Here is a 16,939-nt window from a genome sequence, read left to right on the forward strand (position 1 = left end):
CACATGACCGACCTCACCGCGCAGCGCGGCCTGTACGCGGGCCCGGCGCCGATCGTCAGCAAAGACCTCTACGCCGAGGTCTGCACCGGCTCGGCGATCCGGGATCGCGGCTCGATCCGGCTGGACCCGGGCACGAAGGTGTCGGGTAATACGTACTTCGGGCGGTTCCCGGCCTCCTACTGGCAGCGCTGGACCACCGTCACCGAAGTCTCGGTCGAGGCCGTCGTCACCGGCACCGGGCTGCTGTCCATGGGTGCTTCCGACGTCGAAGGGGAACCGCGGGTCATCGAGGCCGAGCAGGTCACCGACGTCACCCAGCACAAAATCGCCCTGACCGGGAAGCTGGACAAGTTCTACGACGGCGGCGCGCTCTGGCTGGACCTGGAAACCGAAGGCGGCCAGACCCTGCGGGTGGAGCAGGTCCGCTGGACCGTCGAAGCCCCCGAGACGATCCGCCCGACCGCGGTCACCATCTGCACCATGAACCGCGCCGACGACTGCCTCAAAAACCTGCAAGCGTTGGCCGCGGACGTGTCCTCCCTCGACACCCTCGACGCGATCTACGTCGCCGACCAGGGCACCGACCTCGTCGAATCCCGCGACGGGTTCGACCAGGTCGTGAAGGACCTCGGGGAGAAGCTGCACTACATCAAGCAACCGAACCTCGGTGGCGCCGGCGGGTTCACCCGCGGGCTCTACGAGGTCGCCGGGCACACCGCCACCGCCCACGCCAACGTCCTGTTCATGGACGACGACGTGCTGCTGGAGCCGGACCTGGTGATCCGGATGACGGCGTTCTCCAACCGCGCCGCCAACCCGATCATCGTCGGCGGGCAGATGCTGAACCTGTTCCACCCCAACCAGCTCCACGTCGGCGCCGAATACGCCCGCCTCAACACCCTCGAACCCGGTCAGCCGGTCGAGCACTCGCTGACCACCGCGGACCTGCTCGGGGTGGACGAGGAGACGCTGAAGCCGAACCGGCAGGAACGCCGCCTGGATGCCGGGTACAACGGCTGGTGGTCCTGCCTGATCCCGTACGAGGTGGTGCAGGCCACCGGGTACCCGATGCCGTTCTTCTTCCAGTGGGACGACGCCGAGTACTCCTACCGGGCCCGCGCCCACGGTTTCCCGACGGTGACGCTGCCGGGTGCGGGGGTGTGGCACGCGGACTTCCACATGAAGGACTGGGACGAGTGGCACCGCTACTTCAACCTGCGCAACTCCATCATCACTGCGGCGCTGCACTCGCCGTTCAACCTGAACCTGCTCTCCCGGGTGCTGCTGGCGCAGCTGGTGCGGTACCTGCTGGGGATGCAGTACGGGCTGTCGGCGACGTTGATCAAGGCGGTGGAGGACTTCCTCGAAGGCCCTGAGGTCCTGCGCGACGGTGGCGTGGAAGCGATGAAGGAGATCCGCCGGATCCGGGACCAGTACCCGGAGACCAAACGCCACAAGGCCACCGACGTGCCGGGGATCGCGTCGAACGACATCGGCATCATCAACAGCGCCCCTCCGCCGAGCCGGACCGTGGTGATCTTGCTCAAGCGGCTGCTCGACCAGACCCGGGGCCGGCACCGCTTCGGGCTGGGTGCCGTGCCGGCCGACGAGGCCCACTGGTGGCACACGTCGCTGTTCTCGACCGTGGTCGTCACTGACGCGAACCAGGACGGCGTCCGCGTCCGCTCCTACGACCGCGCCAAGACCTTCGACCTGGCCAAACGCGGTGTCAAGGTGATCCAGCGGCTGCGCAAGGAGGGGGCGGGGGCGCAGGCGCGGTACCAGGGCGCGATGCCCGAGCTGACCTCGCGGGAGAACTGGACCCGGCTCTACGACCTCTGACCGCCCCTACCGCATCGGTCACCGGAAACTCCTGGAGATTCGCCGGGACGCCAGACTGCGCCCCGGGGTGGTGAGGCCATAGGGTTCTCCTCATGAAGGTCGGCCTGCTCACCCGGGAGTACCCGCCGGAGGTCTACGGCGGAGCCGGGGTTCACGTGGAGTTCCTCGCCCGGGAGTTGCGGTCGCTCGTCGACCTCGACGTGCACTGCTGGGGCCCGGACCGCCCGGACGCCACCGGGCACACCGACCCGCACGGCTACCGCCAGCCGGCGTTCACGACCATGGACATCGCCGTCTCGATGGCGAACGCCCTCGAAGGCCACGACCTCGCGCACAGCCACACCTGGTACGCGAACCTGGCCGGGCACCTGGCGAAGATGACCCACGGCATCCCCCACGTCGTCACCGCGCACTCGCTGGAGCCGCTGCGGCCGTGGAAGGCCGAGCAGCTCGGCGGCGGCTACCGCGTCTCGTCGTGGATCGAGCGCGAGGCCTACGAGTCGGCCGACGCGATCGTCGCGGTCAGCGCCGGCATGCGCCAGGACGTGCTCACCGCGTACCCGGCCGTGCCGCCCGAGCGCGTCCACGTGATCCACAACGGCATCGACACCACGCTCTACCGGCCCGACCCGGGCACCGACGTCCTCGCGAAGCACGGCGTCGACCCGGACCGGCCGTACGTGCTGTTCGTCGGCCGGATCACCCGGCAGAAGGGCGTCCCGCACCTGGTCCGGGCCGGTGCCGCACTCGACCCGGACACGCAGCTGGTGCTGTGCGCGGGCGGCGCGGACACCCCCGAGCTGGACGCCGAGTTCCGCGGCCTGGTCGCCGACCTGGAGAAGACCCGCACCGGCGTCCGCTGGATCCCGGACATGCTGCCGCGGCCCGAGGTCGTGCAGCTGCTCACCCACGCCGCGGTGTTCGCCTGCCCGTCGGTCTACGAGCCGCTCGGCATCGTGAACCTGGAAGCGGCGGCGTGCGGCACGGCCGTGGTCGCCAGCGACGTCGGCGGGATCCCGGAGGTCGTCGACGACGGCCGGACCGGCCTGCTCGTGCACTACGACGAGGCGGACACCGCCGGGTACGAGGCGCGGCTGGGCGCGGCCCTCAACGAGCTGGTGGGCGACCCGGACCGGGCCGCCGCGATGGGTACCGCCGGCCGCGAGCGCGCGGTCGGCGAGTTCGGCTGGAAGGCGATCGCCGAGCAGACGGTCGCCCTCTACGAAGCGTGCGGGAGGTCCTCGTGAACAGTGGAGCCGACGTTCTGGGCATCGTGCTCGCGGGCGGCGAGGGCAAGCGCCTGATGCCGCTCACCGCCGACCGCGCCAAACCCGCGGTGCCCTTCGGGGGTGTGCACCGGCTGGTCGACTTCGTGCTGTCGAACCTGGTGCACGGCGGGATCCGGCGGTTGTGCGTGCTCACGCAGTACAAGTCGCACTCGCTCGACCGGCACATCTCGACGACGTGGCGGCTCTCGGCGCTCACCGGCGAGTACGTCACGCCGGTGCCGGCGCAGCAGCGGCTGGGCCCGCGCTGGTACCAGGGCAGCGCCGACGCCATCCACCAGAGCCTCAACCTGGTCTACGACGAGGACCCCGAGTACATCGCGGTGTTCGGCGCGGACAACATCTACCGGATGGACCCCCGGCAGATGCTGGAGACCCACATCTCCTCGGGCGCCGGCGTCACGGTCGCCGGGATCCGGGTGCCGCGCGCCGAGGCGAGCTCGTTCGGCGTCATCCGCACCACCGACGGCCTGATGATCGACGCGTTCCTGGAGAAGCCGGCCGACCCGCCGGGCCTGCCCGGCTCCCCCGACGAGTCGTACGTGTCGATGGGCAACTACATCTTCACGACGAAGGTGATGCTGGAGGCGCTGCACGCCGACGCCGAGAACGCCGCGTCGCACCACGACATGGGCCGCGACATCATCCCGGCCCTGGTGAAGTCCGGCGAGGCGGCGGTCTACGACTTCAGCGGCAACGTCGTGCCGGGTGAGACCGAACGCGACCACGGCTACTGGCGCGACGTCGGGACGATCGACAGCTACTACGACGCGCACACCGACCTGATCTCCACGCACCCGATCTTCAACCTCTACAACCGCAAGTGGCCCATCCTGGCCCACCCCGGCCAGCGCGCGGCGGCGAAGTTCGTCGAAGGCGGCTCGGCGAACCAGTCGATCGTGAGCCCCGGCTGCATCATCTCCGGCGCGCAGGTCGTCGACTCGGTGCTCTCCCCTGACGTCATCGTGGAGCAGGGCGCGGTCGTCCAGGGCTCGGTGCTGCTCGACGGCGCCCGGGTCGGCCGCGGCGCGGTGGTGCGGCGGGCGATCCTGGACAAGAACGTCGTGGTCCCGCCGGGCGCGCACATCGGGGTGGACCTGGCTCGCGACCGGGGGCACTACCACGTGAGCGAGGGTGGCATCGTGGTGCTGGGCAAGGGCGAACGCGCCATCTGAGCGCGGGACCCGCGTCAGGACCGGTCGGCCGCGGAGATCCGCTCGACCACCTGGCGCGGGTCGATGCCCCAGCGCTCGGCCAGCTCCGAGATCGAGGCCCCGGCCGCGTACTCCGCGGCGATCATGCTGTTCACGACCCCGGCCAACGTCCTACCCCTCATCCGCAGATGCACGTGCAGCCAAGATGCTACAGCTTCCGCGCGGACGTTGAACAATCTGCCTCAGGTTCCGCGGTGCCCGCCGCGCGGCCGCCACGCCGCGAGACCGCACGCCACCGCTACCAGCAGGAAGACGGCGGCGAGCGCCACCGCCCAGGCGACCCCGGTCGTCACGGCGAGGTAGACCGCCCCGCTTTGCCCTCGCCCGCCGGATTCCCGGTATTCGCCTTGTCCGCCGAGCCCGCGCGGGCCGCGCTGGCCACGGCGTCGAAGATGGGCGTCGGCTCACCTTCGTCACGCTTCGACCGCTCTTCGCGCGATGTGCGCAATTCCTCTCCCACGCGCCCAGTTTCCGGGGCGCCGGCCGATTTCGCTCGGGCAAACCGGAAAATCGCCCGGCCGGGGGATCACCCATACCGCGCGCGTTTACCCGCCATTTCCGGTCCGGCCCGGAAACGCCGGACATTTCCGCACGTCATCCAATTCCGGCGGGCCGGGAATAACCCGGGGGCCCGGCGGGATTGCACGGGTCATGAAAGCTGTCGTCTACCGCCGCCACGGCGGGCCCGAAGAGCTGTCGCTGTCCGAACGGGACGTCGTGGCGCCCGGGCCCGGCGAGGTCCGCGTCCGGCTCGTGGTGTCCGCCGTCAACCCGACCGACTGGAAGGCGCGGCAAGGTCGCGGCGCCGAAGCCGGGACCGAAGTACCCGACACCGTCCCCAACCAGGACGGCGCCGGCGTCGTCGACGCGGTCGGCCCGGACGTCACCGGCTTCGCCCCCGGCGATCGCGTGTGGACGCTCCTCGCGGGTACCCACGCGCCGGAGTCCGGCACCGCCCAGGAGTACACCGTCCTGCCCGCCGAAAAGCTCGCCGCGCTGCCCGACGGCGCCGGCTTCGACGAGGGCGCCGGCTTCGGCGTCCCGGCGCTGACCGCCCACCGCGCGCTCACGGTCGCCGAGGACGGCCCGGCCCGCCTGTCCCCCGGCTCCCTCGCCGGCCGGACGGTGCTGGTCAGCGGCGGTGCCGGCGCGGTCGGCAACGCCACGATCCAGCTCGGCCGCTGGGCCGGCGCGACGGTGATCGCGACGGTCAGCAGCGACGCGAAGGCCGCCCTCGCCCGCGCGGCCGGCGCCCAGCACGTGCTGCGCTACCCCGACCCCGACCTCGCCGCCAAGATCCGCGAGATCGCGCCCGACGGCGTCGACCTGGTCGTGGAGGTCGCTTTGGGCGTCAACGCCCCGCTGCACGCGCAGGTGCTGCGCACCCGCGGCACGGTCGCGGCCTACGGCGACGACCGCGGCACCGGCACGATCAGCCTGGAGTTCGGCGCGAACCTGTGGCTGAACACGCGCTACCAGTTCCTGGTGCTCTACACGGTCGGGGCGGACAAGCTGCGGGCCGGCGCCGAGGACGTCAACGCGGCCTTCGCCGACGGCGCGCTCCGCCTCGGCGAGGACCGCGGCGTGCCGGTCCACCGGTTCGCGCTGGCCGACACGGCGAAGGCGCACATCGCGTCGGAAGAGGGCGCCACCGGGAAGGTGCTGATCGACGTCACCCCGGCTGGGTGACGTCCGGGGTGACGGCCAGCGCGGCGAGCAGCTCGCCGGCCGTCACCCCCTCGTCGTCGCGGTGCTCGCGCCAGCGGCCGAACAGCTCCTGCGCGGCGGTGAGCAACGCCGGCGACAGGCCGGCTTCGGTGCAGGCGGCGGCGATCTCGGCCATCTCGCCCTCCCACCGCCAGGCTCGTTGCCCGGCCGATTCGAGGGCCCCCGGCGCGCCGAGCGGGGTGTCCCGCCGGACCGCTCCGGCCAGCTCCCGGAAGACGTCGCCGACGCCGTGGTGGGCCGCGAGGGCGTGGGCCTGCGCCGCGAGCGCGTAGGTGAGCTTGTTGTACGAGGCGAACGCGAGCTTGAGCGCGGAGGCCTGTCCGACCGGGCCGTCGAGCACGATCGGCGTCAGGAAAGTCCCGGCGAAGAGGCTTTCGACGCGTCCGGCGTCCTTGCCGGACAGGTAAAGCCGCGTCGAGCCGGCCTGCCGCGGCGGCGACCCCACGATCCCGCCGTCGACGACGGACGCCCGGCCGTCGAACAGCTCCTCGATCTCCCGCGCGTGCCCGGGGCTGATGGCGTTCGCGTCGAGGTAGACGCCCGCGAACCCGCTCGCGGCGACCTCCCGGGCGACGTCGACCGCGGACGCGGGCGGGCAGATGCTCAGCACGACGTCGCAGCCGGCCAGGTCGGCCGCCTCGGTGAAGCCGGCTTCCGCCGCCCGCCGCCGGGTGGCTGGGCCGCGCCCGGCGGGCAGCCAGTGGGTGGGGAAGCCCTGGTCCACGAGGAGCTTGCCGACCGCGGCGCCCATCGCCCCGGGGTGCAGCACCCCGACGGAAGTCTTCACGCGTGTTCCTTTCGCCTTGACTTCGAGTGTCCTTGAGGTTCGACACTCGGGACATGGAAGCGATCATGGCCACCCAGTTCGGCGGACCCGAGGTCCTGGCCCCCGTCACGCTACCCACGCCCGAGCCCGCCGAGGGGCACCTGCGCGTCGACGTCGCGTACGCCGGCGTGGGCTGGCTCGACACGCTCATCCGGCGCGGCGACGCCCCGCCGGGGTTCACGGTGACGCCGCCGTACGTGCCGGGCGGCGCCGTCGCGGGCACGGTCACCGCGATCGGGCCGGGCGTGGCCGCGGACTGGCTGGGCGCGCGCGTCGTCACCCGGGCGGCGGCCGGCGGCTACGCGGACACGGCGATCGCCGACACCGGGTTCGCCTTCCGGGTCCCGGACGGCCTCGGGCTGCCGGAGGCCCTGGCGGTCCTGGACGACGGCAGCACGGCGTTGGCCCTGCTGGAGAGGACGCCGGTCGTGGCGGGCGACGACGTCTTGGTGCTGCCGGGCCTGGGCGGGCTGGGCAGCCTCCTGGTGCAGCTACCCCGCGACGCCGTGGTGATCGCGGCGGTCCGCGGCCCGGAGAAGGTGAAGCTGGCCCACGACCTGAGCGTCCGGGCGGTCGACTACGGCTCACCAGACTGGGTTTCGAAGGTGCCCGCCGTGGACGTGGTCTTCGACGGAGTCGGCGGCCCGCTGGGAGCGGCAGCCCTGTCCCTGCTGCGCGACGGCGGCCGGTTCTCCGGCTACGGCATGAGCAGCGGCACCCCGACGACGGTCCCCTCGGCCGATCGCCGCCGGCTGGCGTCGGTGGCGGACATGTCCCAGCTCCCGGAGTTCTGGCCGGAGACGCCCCGGCGGGTGCGCCAGGCCCTGGCCGAGGCGGCGGCGGGCCGCTTGGTCCCGCTGATCGGCCGGACGTACCCCCTGGCGGAAGCGGCCGCGGCCCACGCGGACTTCGAGGAACGCCGGGCGGTGGGCAAGATCCTCCTGCACCCCTGACCCAGCGGCCGGCCGAAGGTCGTGAGGGTGCCCCTCAGGGCTCTCAGGTCCCTGAGGGTGCCCCTCACGGCCTTGAGCCGACTGACTCGCCGGTGCGACGCCCAGAAACCCCGACCCGGCTCCAGCAGGTGGTCGGCCGAAGGTCGTGGGGGTGCCCCTCACGACGCATAGGTCCCTGAGGGTGCCCCTCACGGCCTCGGGCCGGGCGGACCCGCCGGTGCGGCGCCCGGGAACGCCGACCGGGTCCGGCAGGTGGGTCTGCCGCGGCTGGTCGTGAGTGTTTAGGAGGGTTCTAACCCTCCTAAACACTCACGACCCTCGACCGGCGGTCCCGAGCGACCCCAGGGCGCGCGAGCCGGGTGACCGGCGCCACCGAAGTGGACATTCGTGGCCACCGCGTCACTCGTTCGCTCTACCATCGCCCGCGGAGGTGGGGCGTGGAGCCGTTGGGTCCGGGTGAACCGGCGCAAGCCGGGCGGTACCGGCTGCTCGCCACCGTCGGCGAGGGCGCCATGGGACGTGTGCTGCTCGGCGTGGCGCCCGATGGGCGGCTGGCCGCCGTCAAGCGGGTGCACCGGCAGTTCGCGCACGACGCCGGGTTCCGTGAGCGGTTCCGGCGCGAGGTCGACGTCTCGCGGCTCGTCTCCGGGGCCTACACCGCCGCCGTGATGGACGCCGATCCCGACGCGGCCACGCCGTGGCTCGCCTCCGTGTTCGTCGCCGGGCCGTCGCTGCAGGACGCCGTCGACGCGACCGGGCCGCTGCCGGTGGCCGCCGTGCGGCAGCTCGCCGCCGGGCTGGCGTCGGCGCTCGCCGGGATCCACCGGGCCGGGCTGGTGCACCGGGACCTCAAGCCCAGCAACGTCCTGCTCGCCGAAGACGGCCCGCGCGTCATCGACTTCGGCATCGCCCGCGCCGCGGAGGGCGGCACCGACCTCACCCACACCGGCGCGATCCTCGGCTCGCCCGCGTTCATGTCGCCGGAACAGGCCGAGGGACGGCCGCTGACGCCGGCGAGCGACGTCTTCTCCCTCGGCGCGCTCCTCGTCCTCGCCGCGACCGGGCGCAGTCCTTTCGCCGGGGCATCGGCGCCGCAGTCGCTCTACAACGTCGTCCACACCCACCCCGACCTGCGCGTCCTCCCACCGGACGTCCGCGCACTCGCCGAGCCGTGCCTCGCCAAGGACCCCGCGCAGCGGCCGTCGCCGGCGCAGATCCTCGAGTTCCTCGGCCCGCTGCCGCCGGTCCCCCGCCCGTGGCCGCCCGCCGTCCACGCTCTCATCGCGCAGCGCCGGGCCGAGGTCCGGGACGCCCTCGCGAAACCGCCGAAACCGCGACGGCGCGGCCTGCGGATCGCCCTCGCCGCCGTGGCCGCGATCGTCGTGATCGGCGGCACGATCACCACCGTCGCGCTGACGAGGACCGCCCCGGCGACGACCGCGAGCCCACCCACCACTGCAGTGACCACGACGTCCGCGCCGAACCCGGATCCCCTGGGCCCGGACCGCCTCCGCGGCGTCGATCTCTGCAAGGTCCTGCCGTCGGCCCCCGGCGTCGGCACGCTCACCCCGAAGATCGACGTCCACCTCTTCAGCTGCACCTACGAGACCGCGCGGCGCCAGTGGCTGGACCTGACGATCGGCGGCCCGGTCGCCGCGAAGGGCACGCCGGCCGGGGACCTGGACGGCCTGCCGCTGAGCGTCGAGGAGAAGGCCGGTGGCTGCACCGCCGCCGTGCCGGTGGTGGACCGCGCGGACACCACCATCGGCGTCGAGGCCGAGGGTTCGGCCGAGAAGTTCGACAAACCCTGCGACGTCGCGAAAGCCGCGCTCGGCGAAGCGCTGAAACGCCTTCGCGGCACCACAGTGGCCCCGCCGGCCGGCAGCCTCGCCCCGGTCGATCCCTGCCCGCTCGTCCCGGCCGCCACCGCCCAGCGGATCGTCGGACCGGTCACCAAGGTCGAACCGCGCGGGCTGCACGAGTGCCAGTGGCACGTCGCGGGCGACGTCACGGTGACGCTCGAACGCGGCGTGCCGCCGTTCCGCACGACCGACTCGTACTACGACACGAGCACGACCGCCGACCTCGACGGCGTCACCGCGTTCGTCACCACGAAACGGGCCAACGCCGCGCGGGTGAGCTGCACCTACACCTGGCGCCACCGGCCCTACGACGACAGAACCTCGGAGAACGTCATCGTCGACTACACGACGTCCGCCAGCTCGCTCACCGTCGAGGACACGTGCCGCCAGGCACAGGACTTCGCCAAGACGGTCAAGTCCGGGCTGCCGAAGCCGTGAGGCCGCTGGAACCGGGCGAGCCCCGGACCGCCGGCCGGTACCGCCTGGTCGCCGCGCTCGGCGAGGGCGGCATGGGCCGCGTCCTGCTCGGCGTGGCGCCGGACGGCCGGCTCGTCGCGCTCAAGCAGGTGCACCCGGAGTTCGCGCACAACGCCCGCTTCCGCGACCGGTTCCGGCACGAAGTGCAGGCGTCGCAACGGGTCTCGGGCGCCTTCACCGCGGCCGTCATGGACGCCGATCCCGACGCCGAGACGCCGTGGCTGGCGTCGGTGTACGTCACCGGGCCGTCCCTCAAGGAGGCGATCGACGCCACCGGCCCGCTGCCGGACGACGCCGTGCGACGGCTCGCCGTGGGGCTCGCGTCCGCGCTGACCGAGATCCACCGGGTCGGCCTGATCCACCGGGACCTCAAGCCCGGCAACGTGTTGCTCACCGGCGACGGCCCGCGCGTGATCGACTTCGGCATCGCCCGCGCGGCCGAGGGCGGCTCCGACCTCACCGGCACCGGCGGCATCATCGGCTCGCCGGCGTTCATGTCACCCGAACAGGCCGAAAGCCGGCCGCTGACGCCGGCGAGCGACGTCTTCTCCCTCGGCGGCCTACTGGTGATGGCTGCGACCGGACGCGGCCCGTTCACCGGCTCGACGACCGCGCAGATGCTCTACAACGTCGTGCACGCCGCGCCCGACCTGACCGGGCTGGCGCCGGAGATCCGCGCGCTCGTCGAGCCCTGTCTGGCCAAGGATCCGGCCGGACGTCCGACGCCACAACGGATCCTGGACCACCTGGGCCCGGTGGCGCCCGGCACCCGGCCGTGGCCGCCTGCGGTGCACCGGCTGATCGAAGACCAGGAAGCCGCGGTCCGCACGGCGCTGGCCTGGCCGGTCCCCGCACCCGTGGCCCCGCCGGTCCCGCGGCCGCCGAAGCGGCGCTGGGTGCCGGTCACCGCCGTGCTGGCCTCGGTCTGCGCCCTCGCCGCGGGCAGCCTGATCGCGGTGAACCTCTTCCGCGCGGACCCGCCGCCGCCGTCGGCGAACCTCGACCCGACGAGCCTGGACACCTTGCGCCGCACGGATCCCTGCAAGGTGCTCGACGGCGTCTCGATCACCGGCGTCGGCAAGCTGCAGGCCCAGGACACGCTCTACTTCGACCGCTGCGACTACCGGCCGCGCACCGGCGGGAAGGTCACGCTGAAGCTGGGCGACGCGATCTGGCTGGAGGGCGGCAAGCCGGCCGGGGACCTCGACGGGCGGCCGGTGCTGTTCAGCGAGGTCGGCGGCGGCACGTGCGACGCCAGCGTCCAGGTCCCGGCGCAGGCCGAGCTGGGCGTGACGGCCATCGCCGACACCTGTGACCTGGCGAAGACCACGCTCGGCGAGGCGGTGAAGCGGATCAGCGCGGGCAACGACCGCTACGACCTCGCGCCCGGGACATTCCTGGCGCTGGACCCGTGCGCGGTGCTGGACAAACCCGCGGTGGCGCAGGCGATCGGCCCGGTCCGCCAGGTCGCCCTCACCGGGCTCCGCGAGTGCGAGTGGACCGCGACGACGTCGCTGAAGCTGTCGTTCGAGAAGCTGACCGCCGGCGTGCCCGACGCCGGGACGCCGGTCGACCTCGGCGGCCGGACGGCCACCCAGCGGGCGCTCGGCGACAGCTGTTTCCTGACCTGGGACCACCGGCCCTACGACGCGGACCAGGTCGAGCACGTCCGGATCTTCACGTCGAAACCCGGCGGCTCCTGCGACGCGGCCGTCGCGTTCGGCAAGGCCCTGGTCGCGAAGCTGCCGAAAACCTGACCGTGGTAGCTTGGTGACAGGCGAAGTGAAGCGTCGGAACGCTTCGCCTGTCACGACTGTGACTCCCTTGGCGCGCCAGGTACCAGTTGCCTGCCGCGCGAGGTGAGCCGTCGTTCGCTTCCTCCCGCGGCAGCTGAGCAGGAGGACCATCATGACCACCTTGGTGATCGGCGCCCGCGGGAACGTCGGGCGGCACGTCGTCGACCAGCTCCTCGCCGCCGGCGAACCCGTGCGCGCGTCGGTGCGCAACCCCGCGACCGCGGACCTGCCCGCCGGCGTCCCGGTCGTCGCGGCCGACCTGACCCGGCCCGCCACCCTGACCGAGGCCCTGCGCGGCGTGCGGCAGGTCTTCGTCTACGCGCCGACGGACGGCGCGGACGATTTCGCCGCCGCGGCAAGGGAAGCGGGCGTCGAGCACGTCGTGCTGCTGTCGTCGGGCAGCGTGCTGCTCCCCGCGGCGAACGGCAACCTGATCGCGGAAGAGCACCGCGCGGTCGAACAGACGATGGCGGCTTCGGGCCTGCGCTGGACGCCGATCCGTCCGCTGGTGCTGGCGACCAACGCGCTGAACTGGGCCGACGCCATCCGGGACGAGGGCGTGGTGCAGCTCGTGCACCCCGAGGCGAAGACCGCGCCGATCCACGAACGCGACGTCGCGGCGGTCGCCGTCGCGGCGTTGCTGGGGCACGACGCCGCGGACGGGATGCTCACGGGCCCGCGGCTGCTGTCCCAGCGGGAGCAGGTCGAGCTGATCGGCGCCGCCGCCGGGGTGCCGGTGCGGATCGAGGAGCTGACGGAAACCGAAGCGCGGCAGCAGTTCGGGCAGTTCGAGAAGCCGGAGGTCGTCGACGCGATCCTCGCGTTCATCGCCGACGCGGCCCGGGGCGGCTCGCCGGCGACCGACACGGTCGAGCGGGTGCTCGGCCGGCCGGGGCTCGGGTTCGAGCAGTGGGCCGCCGAGCACTTCCCGCTCCTCTAGGCGCTGCCGGAGTGAGGCTGCTCGATGGGCTTCGTGATCCAGGTGGTTCCTGGCGGTGCGGGCGGGTCGCCCTCGTACCGGGTTGTACTCGGGTGAGCCGCCCGTACAGTCAGGGGCCGCCTGGGCGCGAAGACCGCGAGCAGACTCACTCCGGCAGTGCCTACACTCGGTGGCGTGACCGAACTCGCCACGACCAGACGATCGTTGCACGGCGTCGCCGAACTGCTGCTGGCCGGACCACAGCACCGGGCGGCGGGCCGGATCGAGCTGCGTGTGGTCGACGGCGGGTTCGCCACGGTCGTCGCGCCGGCACTCCGGCTCGAAGGTGACGAGCTCGTGACGAACTCGGTGCGCGTCCCGCTGGCCGGCCGCACGTACCTCGACGTCGCGGCGTCGGCCGGGTTCACGGCGGGTGAGCCCGAGGGCGTCTACTCGGGCGGCCCCGGCGTCCGGCTCGACGAGACGATCACCCTCGACGCCTCGGCGCTGACGAGGGTGCTGCAGGGCTTCGCCGACGGCGACCGGGCGCTGCGGGAGTTCGCGCCGGATGCGACGCCGGTGCTGTGGCCCGAGCACTTCGACGTCGCGATCACCGTCGACGAGGTCAACTACGGCGTCTCCCCCGGCGACGACTACCTGGGCGAGCCGTACGCGTACGTCGGGCCGTTCGAGCCGAGGCAGGGCGAGTTCTGGACCGCCCCCTTCGGCGCGGCCCGGCCCCTGAGCGAGCTGGACGGCGCGATCACGGAGTTCTTCCGCACCGGCCGGGCGAACCTCTGACGCGTGTCGACCCCCTGATCACGCGTGTCGACCCCGCAATCACGCGAGTCGGCTCCCCAATCACACGTGTCGGCGTTCCGCGCACACTCGGCCCGTGATGGAACGGTCGGTCCGCGTGATCGGAGAGTCGGCTCACGTGATCAGAGGGTCAGCTCACGTGATCGGAGAGTCGGCACGCGTGATCAGGGGGTCGACACGTGCTGGCCAGCGTCGCCCGGAGTCCGGCCAGCATGATGCCGAGGGCGTAGCGGAAGTCGTCCTCGACCGTGGCGCCCGCTCGCTCGCGCAGGCCCGCGGCCATCAGGGGGAACGGGAAGCTCTCGTCCGCGATCGCTGCGGCTTCCTCCTCTGGGGCGGGCCGTGTCTGGTCTTCCACCGCCCGGCCCAGCACGAAGTGCACCAGGACGCCCGCCGCGCGGGTCGCGTCGCCGAGGGGGAAGCCCGCCTCGTGCAGGACGCCCACCGCGCGCTCGGCGAAGTCGCCCAGGGCGCGGGCCGTGCGGAGGTCGGCGCCGAGGGCCACCCGGGCGCCGTCGCGGTGGGCGAGCAGGGCCGTGTGGAGGGCGAAACCCGCTTCCTCCAGCCACTTCAGCCACGGGCCGCCGTCCGGGAGGGCCGCGACGACCGGGGCCACCAGCACGTCGGTCAGGTGGTCCAGCAGCGCCCGCTTGCCGCTGAAGTGCCAGTACAACGCGGGCGCTTTCACGCCCAGCTCGGTCGCCAGGCGGCGCACCGTCAGCTTGTCGAGGCCCTCGTCCGCCAGCAGCCCCAGCGCGACGCGGACCGCGTCGGCCCTCTCGATCGGCACCCTTGACTCCTTAACTAGTTAAGGACACCCTGTCCCTTAACTAGTTAAGGAGACTACATGGACGCCGACGTGATCGTCGCCGGAGCCGGGCCGGTCGGCTTGCTCCTCGCCGCCGAACTCAAGCTGGCCGGCGCCGAACCCCTGGTCCTGGAAAGACTGCCCACGCCGTCCGAGGAGACGAAGGCGCGCGGGCTCGGCGTGCTGGCCACCGAGCTGCTGTGGCGCCGCGGCCTCGGTGAACGGCTGGCCGAGGCGGACGCGGCGGGCACCCGGGACCTCGCCCGCGACCACGGCACCACGCTCGGGCACTTCGCGAACATCCACAAGCTCGTCCCCGACCCGGACCGCCCGCGCGCCACCATCTGGCAGCCCCAGCTCGAACGGCTGCTCACCGAGCACGCGCTCGCGCTGGGCGTGCGGATCGTGCGCGGCCACGAGGTCACCGAGATGGAGAGCGACGACGAGGTCACCGTCAACGGCCGTTGGCGTGCCCGCTACCTCGTCGGCTGCGACGGCGGGCGCAGCACGGTCCGGAAGCTCGCCGGCTTCGCCTTCCCCGGCACGCCTCCCCTGCTCCGGACCACCGCGGGCCGGGTGCGGTTCGGCGGCGACGTCCCGCCCGGCGGCCGCTACCCGGCCGGCGCCTTCCTGCACGGCGGGAGCATGGCCGGCGTCACCGAACCCGCCGGGGACGCCGAGCCGGCCGGTCCGGTGACGGCCACCGAACTCGCCGACGGCATCCGCCGGGTCACCGGCGCCGCCGCCGTCGTGGAAGAACTCACCGACGGACGCCGCTTCGGCGACCAGGCCCGGCAAGCCTCGACCTACCGCAACGGCAACGTCTTCCTCGCCGGCGATGCGGCCCACGTGCACTCGCCGAGCGGCGGGCAGGGACTGAACCTCGGCCTGCTCGACGCGGCGAACCTCGGCTGGAAACTCGCCGCCGCCGCCGGTGGCCGCGCGCCCGAAGGCCTGCTCGACAGCTACACGCGCGAACGCCACCCGGCGGGCGAAGCGGTGCTGCGCAACACGCGGGCCCAGTCCGCGCTGCTGGCCCCGGGCCCGCACGTCGACGCGCTGCGCGAGATCGTCGCGGAGCTGATGGACCTGCCGGACGCGAACCGGTACTTCGCCGACCTGCTCTCCGGCGTCCACCAGCGCTGCGAACTCCCTTACCCCGCAACCGATCCCGCCGGTCGCTACACGCCGGACCTCGCACTGGCCGGCGACGACGGCCGCGTCACCCGGCTCCACGAGCACACCCGCACCGGCCGGGGCCTGCTGCTGCTCACCCCGGACACCCGCCACCTGGCCGACGAGCGCGTCGACGTCGTGCCGGTGACCAGTGCCGGTCCCCTGTTGCTGCGCCCGGACGGCGTCATCGCCTGGGCGGGCGAAGGCTCTCCGAAGGCCGCGCTGGACGCGTGGTTCTAGTCCGCCGCACCAAGTCTTCGGCCGCCGCGGCCCACTGCGGGAACGCGAACTCGAACCCCGCGTCCAGCAGCCGGCCCGGCACCACCCGGCGGCTCTTCAGGAGCAGTTCCGTGTCGCTGCGCAGGACGAACGCGCCGAGTTCGGCCATCCAGCGGGTGGCGGGCAGCCCGAACGGGACGCCCGCCGCCGCGCGCAAGACACGCAGGAAATCGCGGTACGGCAACGGTTCCGGCGCCGCGAGGTTGACCGGACCGCTCAGGTCGTCCCGCGCGATCAGCAGGTCGATCGCGCGGAGCAGGTCGTCCTCGTGGATCCACGACAGGTACTGCGCGCCGCCCGCGACCGGGCCGCCCAGACCCAGCCGAGTCAGGCGCAGCAGCGCCTCGAACGCGCCGCCGGGCTCGGGGCTCATCACCATCGATGTCCGGAGCGCGACCTTGCGGGTCCGCGGCGTCTCCGCCCGGTCCTGCTCCCGTTCCCACGCCCGCGCGATGTCGACGCTGTAGCCCCAGTAGGCGGGCGCGTCCGGCTCGGCGCCGCCGAGCACGCCGGTGGCTTCGTCGTTCGGCGCGTCGAAGCGGTGGGCGTAGATCGTCGCCGTGCTCATCTGCAGCCAGACCCGCGGCGGCGCCTCGGCGCGTTCGATCGCCCCGCCGACGACGCGCGCCGAGTCGGTCCGGGACGTCATCATCTCCCGCAGGTTCGCCGCCGTGTAGCGGCAGTTCACCGACCGGCCGGCGAGGTTGACGACGACGTCGCTGCCGTCGATCTCCCCGGTCCAGGCGCCGGGCGTGCGCCCGTCCCACCGCACGCTCCGCGTCCACGGCCCGGGCCCTTCTGCCCGTCGGCTCAGCACCACGACCTCGTGCCCCCGCTCGGTCAGTGCCCGGCTCAGCACCCGGCCCAGATGGCCGGAGCCGCCGGGCAGCACCACCTTCATGACGTTCCCCCTTCACGGTCGTCCCCCTGGGGCCGACCGTACCGGAAGAGTTG

At 73.0% G+C, this 16,939-nt stretch carries 14 protein-coding genes; 10 read left to right on the top strand and 4 right to left on the bottom strand.

Going from position 1 to position 16,939, the window contains the following annotated elements; translation table 11 throughout:
- The first annotated feature begins 3 nt into the window (after nt 1-3).
- The 3 genes from ACLJQZ_RS17510 to glgC all read left to right on the top strand — a co-directional run bounded on the left by ACLJQZ_RS17510 (nt 4) and on the right by glgC (nt 4,303).
- Nucleotides 4-1,842, top strand: a complete 1,839-nt coding sequence (locus ACLJQZ_RS17510; protein ID WP_410621042.1) for a glycosyltransferase — start codon at nt 4-6, stop codon at nt 1,840-1,842.
- A gap of 92 nt (nt 1,843-1,934) precedes the next feature.
- Nucleotides 1,935-3,089, top strand: a complete 1,155-nt coding sequence (gene glgA / locus ACLJQZ_RS17515; RefSeq protein WP_410621043.1) for a glycogen synthase — start codon at nt 1,935-1,937, stop codon at nt 3,087-3,089.
- A complete protein-coding gene (glgC, locus tag ACLJQZ_RS17520) occupies nt 3,086-4,303 on the top strand; it encodes a glucose-1-phosphate adenylyltransferase (protein WP_410621044.1) in 1,218 nt (405 codons plus the stop codon). Before glgA ends, glgC begins: the two co-directional genes overlap by 4 nt.
- 328 nt (nt 4,304-4,631) lie before the next feature.
- On the opposite strand, the gene ACLJQZ_RS17525 is transcribed toward glgC, so the two are convergent.
- Nucleotides 4,632-4,802 (bottom strand): hypothetical protein, encoded by a 171-nt coding sequence (locus ACLJQZ_RS17525; RefSeq protein ID WP_410621045.1) that lies wholly within the window; start codon nt 4,800-4,802, stop codon nt 4,632-4,634.
- 191 nt (nt 4,803-4,993) lie between these two features.
- On the opposite strand from ACLJQZ_RS17525, the gene ACLJQZ_RS17530 reads away from it, so the two are divergent.
- Nucleotides 4,994-6,031 carry an NADPH:quinone reductase gene (locus tag ACLJQZ_RS17530; protein WP_410621046.1) on the top strand — a complete coding sequence of 346 codons (1,038 nt, stop codon included), beginning with the start codon at nt 4,994-4,996 and terminating at the stop codon, nt 6,029-6,031.
- On the opposite strand, the gene ACLJQZ_RS17535 is transcribed toward ACLJQZ_RS17530, so the two are convergent.
- Nucleotides 6,015-6,857 (bottom strand): DUF1932 domain-containing protein, encoded by an 843-nt coding sequence (locus ACLJQZ_RS17535; protein WP_410621047.1) that lies wholly within the window; start codon nt 6,855-6,857, stop codon nt 6,015-6,017. The genes ACLJQZ_RS17530 and ACLJQZ_RS17535 overlap by 17 nt on opposite strands.
- Nucleotides 6,858-6,910: 53 nt before the next feature.
- Here ACLJQZ_RS17535 and ACLJQZ_RS17540 point away from each other — a divergent pair, with 53 nt between their 5' ends.
- From ACLJQZ_RS17540 to ACLJQZ_RS17560, 5 genes are all read left to right on the top strand, one after another.
- A complete protein-coding gene (locus ACLJQZ_RS17540) occupies nt 6,911-7,849 on the top strand; it encodes a zinc-binding dehydrogenase (RefSeq protein WP_410621048.1) in 939 nt (312 codons plus the stop codon).
- Between the two features lie 437 nt (nt 7,850-8,286).
- Nucleotides 8,287-10,149: a serine/threonine-protein kinase gene (locus tag ACLJQZ_RS17545; protein WP_410621049.1), complete on the top strand. Its 1,863-nt coding sequence runs from the start codon at nt 8,287-8,289 to the stop codon at nt 10,147-10,149.
- On the top strand, nt 10,146-11,945 hold the full coding sequence (locus ACLJQZ_RS17550; RefSeq protein WP_410621050.1) for a serine/threonine-protein kinase: 1,800 nt from the start codon (nt 10,146-10,148) through the stop codon (nt 11,943-11,945). The genes ACLJQZ_RS17545 and ACLJQZ_RS17550 overlap by 4 nt, the downstream gene beginning before the upstream one ends.
- A 151-nt stretch (nt 11,946-12,096) precedes the next feature.
- The gene (locus tag ACLJQZ_RS17555; protein WP_410621051.1) at nt 12,097-12,924 is read left to right on the top strand and encodes an NAD(P)H-binding protein; all 828 of its coding nucleotides are present in this window, start codon (nt 12,097-12,099) and stop codon (nt 12,922-12,924) included.
- A 174-nt stretch (nt 12,925-13,098) separates the two neighbouring features.
- Complete coding sequence (locus ACLJQZ_RS17560) at nt 13,099-13,704, top strand: hypothetical protein (protein ID WP_410621052.1); 606 nt, start codon at nt 13,099-13,101, stop codon at nt 13,702-13,704.
- 148 nt (nt 13,705-13,852) lie between these two features.
- Here the strand turns inward: ACLJQZ_RS17560 and ACLJQZ_RS17565 are convergent, their stop codons facing one another.
- Nucleotides 13,853-14,512, bottom strand: coding sequence for a TetR/AcrR family transcriptional regulator C-terminal domain-containing protein (locus ACLJQZ_RS17565; RefSeq protein WP_410621053.1), 660 nt, complete (start codon nt 14,510-14,512; stop codon nt 13,853-13,855).
- Between the two features lie 57 nt (nt 14,513-14,569).
- Here ACLJQZ_RS17565 and ACLJQZ_RS17570 point away from each other — a divergent pair, with 57 nt between their 5' ends.
- Nucleotides 14,570-15,946, top strand: coding sequence for an FAD-dependent monooxygenase (locus ACLJQZ_RS17570; protein ID WP_410621054.1), 1,377 nt, complete (start codon nt 14,570-14,572; stop codon nt 15,944-15,946).
- On the opposite strand, the gene ACLJQZ_RS17575 is transcribed toward ACLJQZ_RS17570, so the two are convergent.
- Nucleotides 15,891-16,886, bottom strand: a complete 996-nt coding sequence (locus ACLJQZ_RS17575) for a TIGR01777 family oxidoreductase (RefSeq protein ID WP_410621055.1) — start codon at nt 16,884-16,886, stop codon at nt 15,891-15,893. The two genes, ACLJQZ_RS17570 and ACLJQZ_RS17575, sit on opposite strands and share 56 nt — an antisense overlap.
- Between the last annotated feature and the right edge of the window lie 53 nt (nt 16,887-16,939).

The sequence above is a fragment of the Amycolatopsis sp. cmx-8-4 genome, assembly GCF_046548675.1.
Taxonomy (GTDB): domain Bacteria; phylum Actinomycetota; class Actinomycetes; order Mycobacteriales; family Pseudonocardiaceae; genus Amycolatopsis.

Coding starts and splice junctions, on each gene's coding strand:
- ACLJQZ_RS17510 (WP_410621042.1), top strand. CDS start 4: ATGACCGACCTCACCGCGCAGCGCGGCCTGTACGCGGGCCCGGCGCCG.
- glgA (WP_410621043.1), top strand. CDS start 1,935: ATGAAGGTCGGCCTGCTCACCCGGGAGTACCCGCCGGAGGTCTACGGC.
- ACLJQZ_RS17530 (WP_410621046.1), top strand. CDS start 4,994: ATGAAAGCTGTCGTCTACCGCCGCCACGGCGGGCCCGAAGAGCTGTCG.
- ACLJQZ_RS17540 (WP_410621048.1), top strand. CDS start 6,911: ATGGAAGCGATCATGGCCACCCAGTTCGGCGGACCCGAGGTCCTGGCC.
- ACLJQZ_RS17555 (WP_410621051.1), top strand. CDS start 12,097: ATGACCACCTTGGTGATCGGCGCCCGCGGGAACGTCGGGCGGCACGTC.
- ACLJQZ_RS17570 (WP_410621054.1), top strand. CDS start 14,570: ATGGACGCCGACGTGATCGTCGCCGGAGCCGGGCCGGTCGGCTTGCTC.
- ACLJQZ_RS17575 (WP_410621055.1), bottom strand. CDS start 16,886: ATGAAGGTGGTGCTGCCCGGCGGCTCCGGCCATCTGGGCCGGGTGCTG.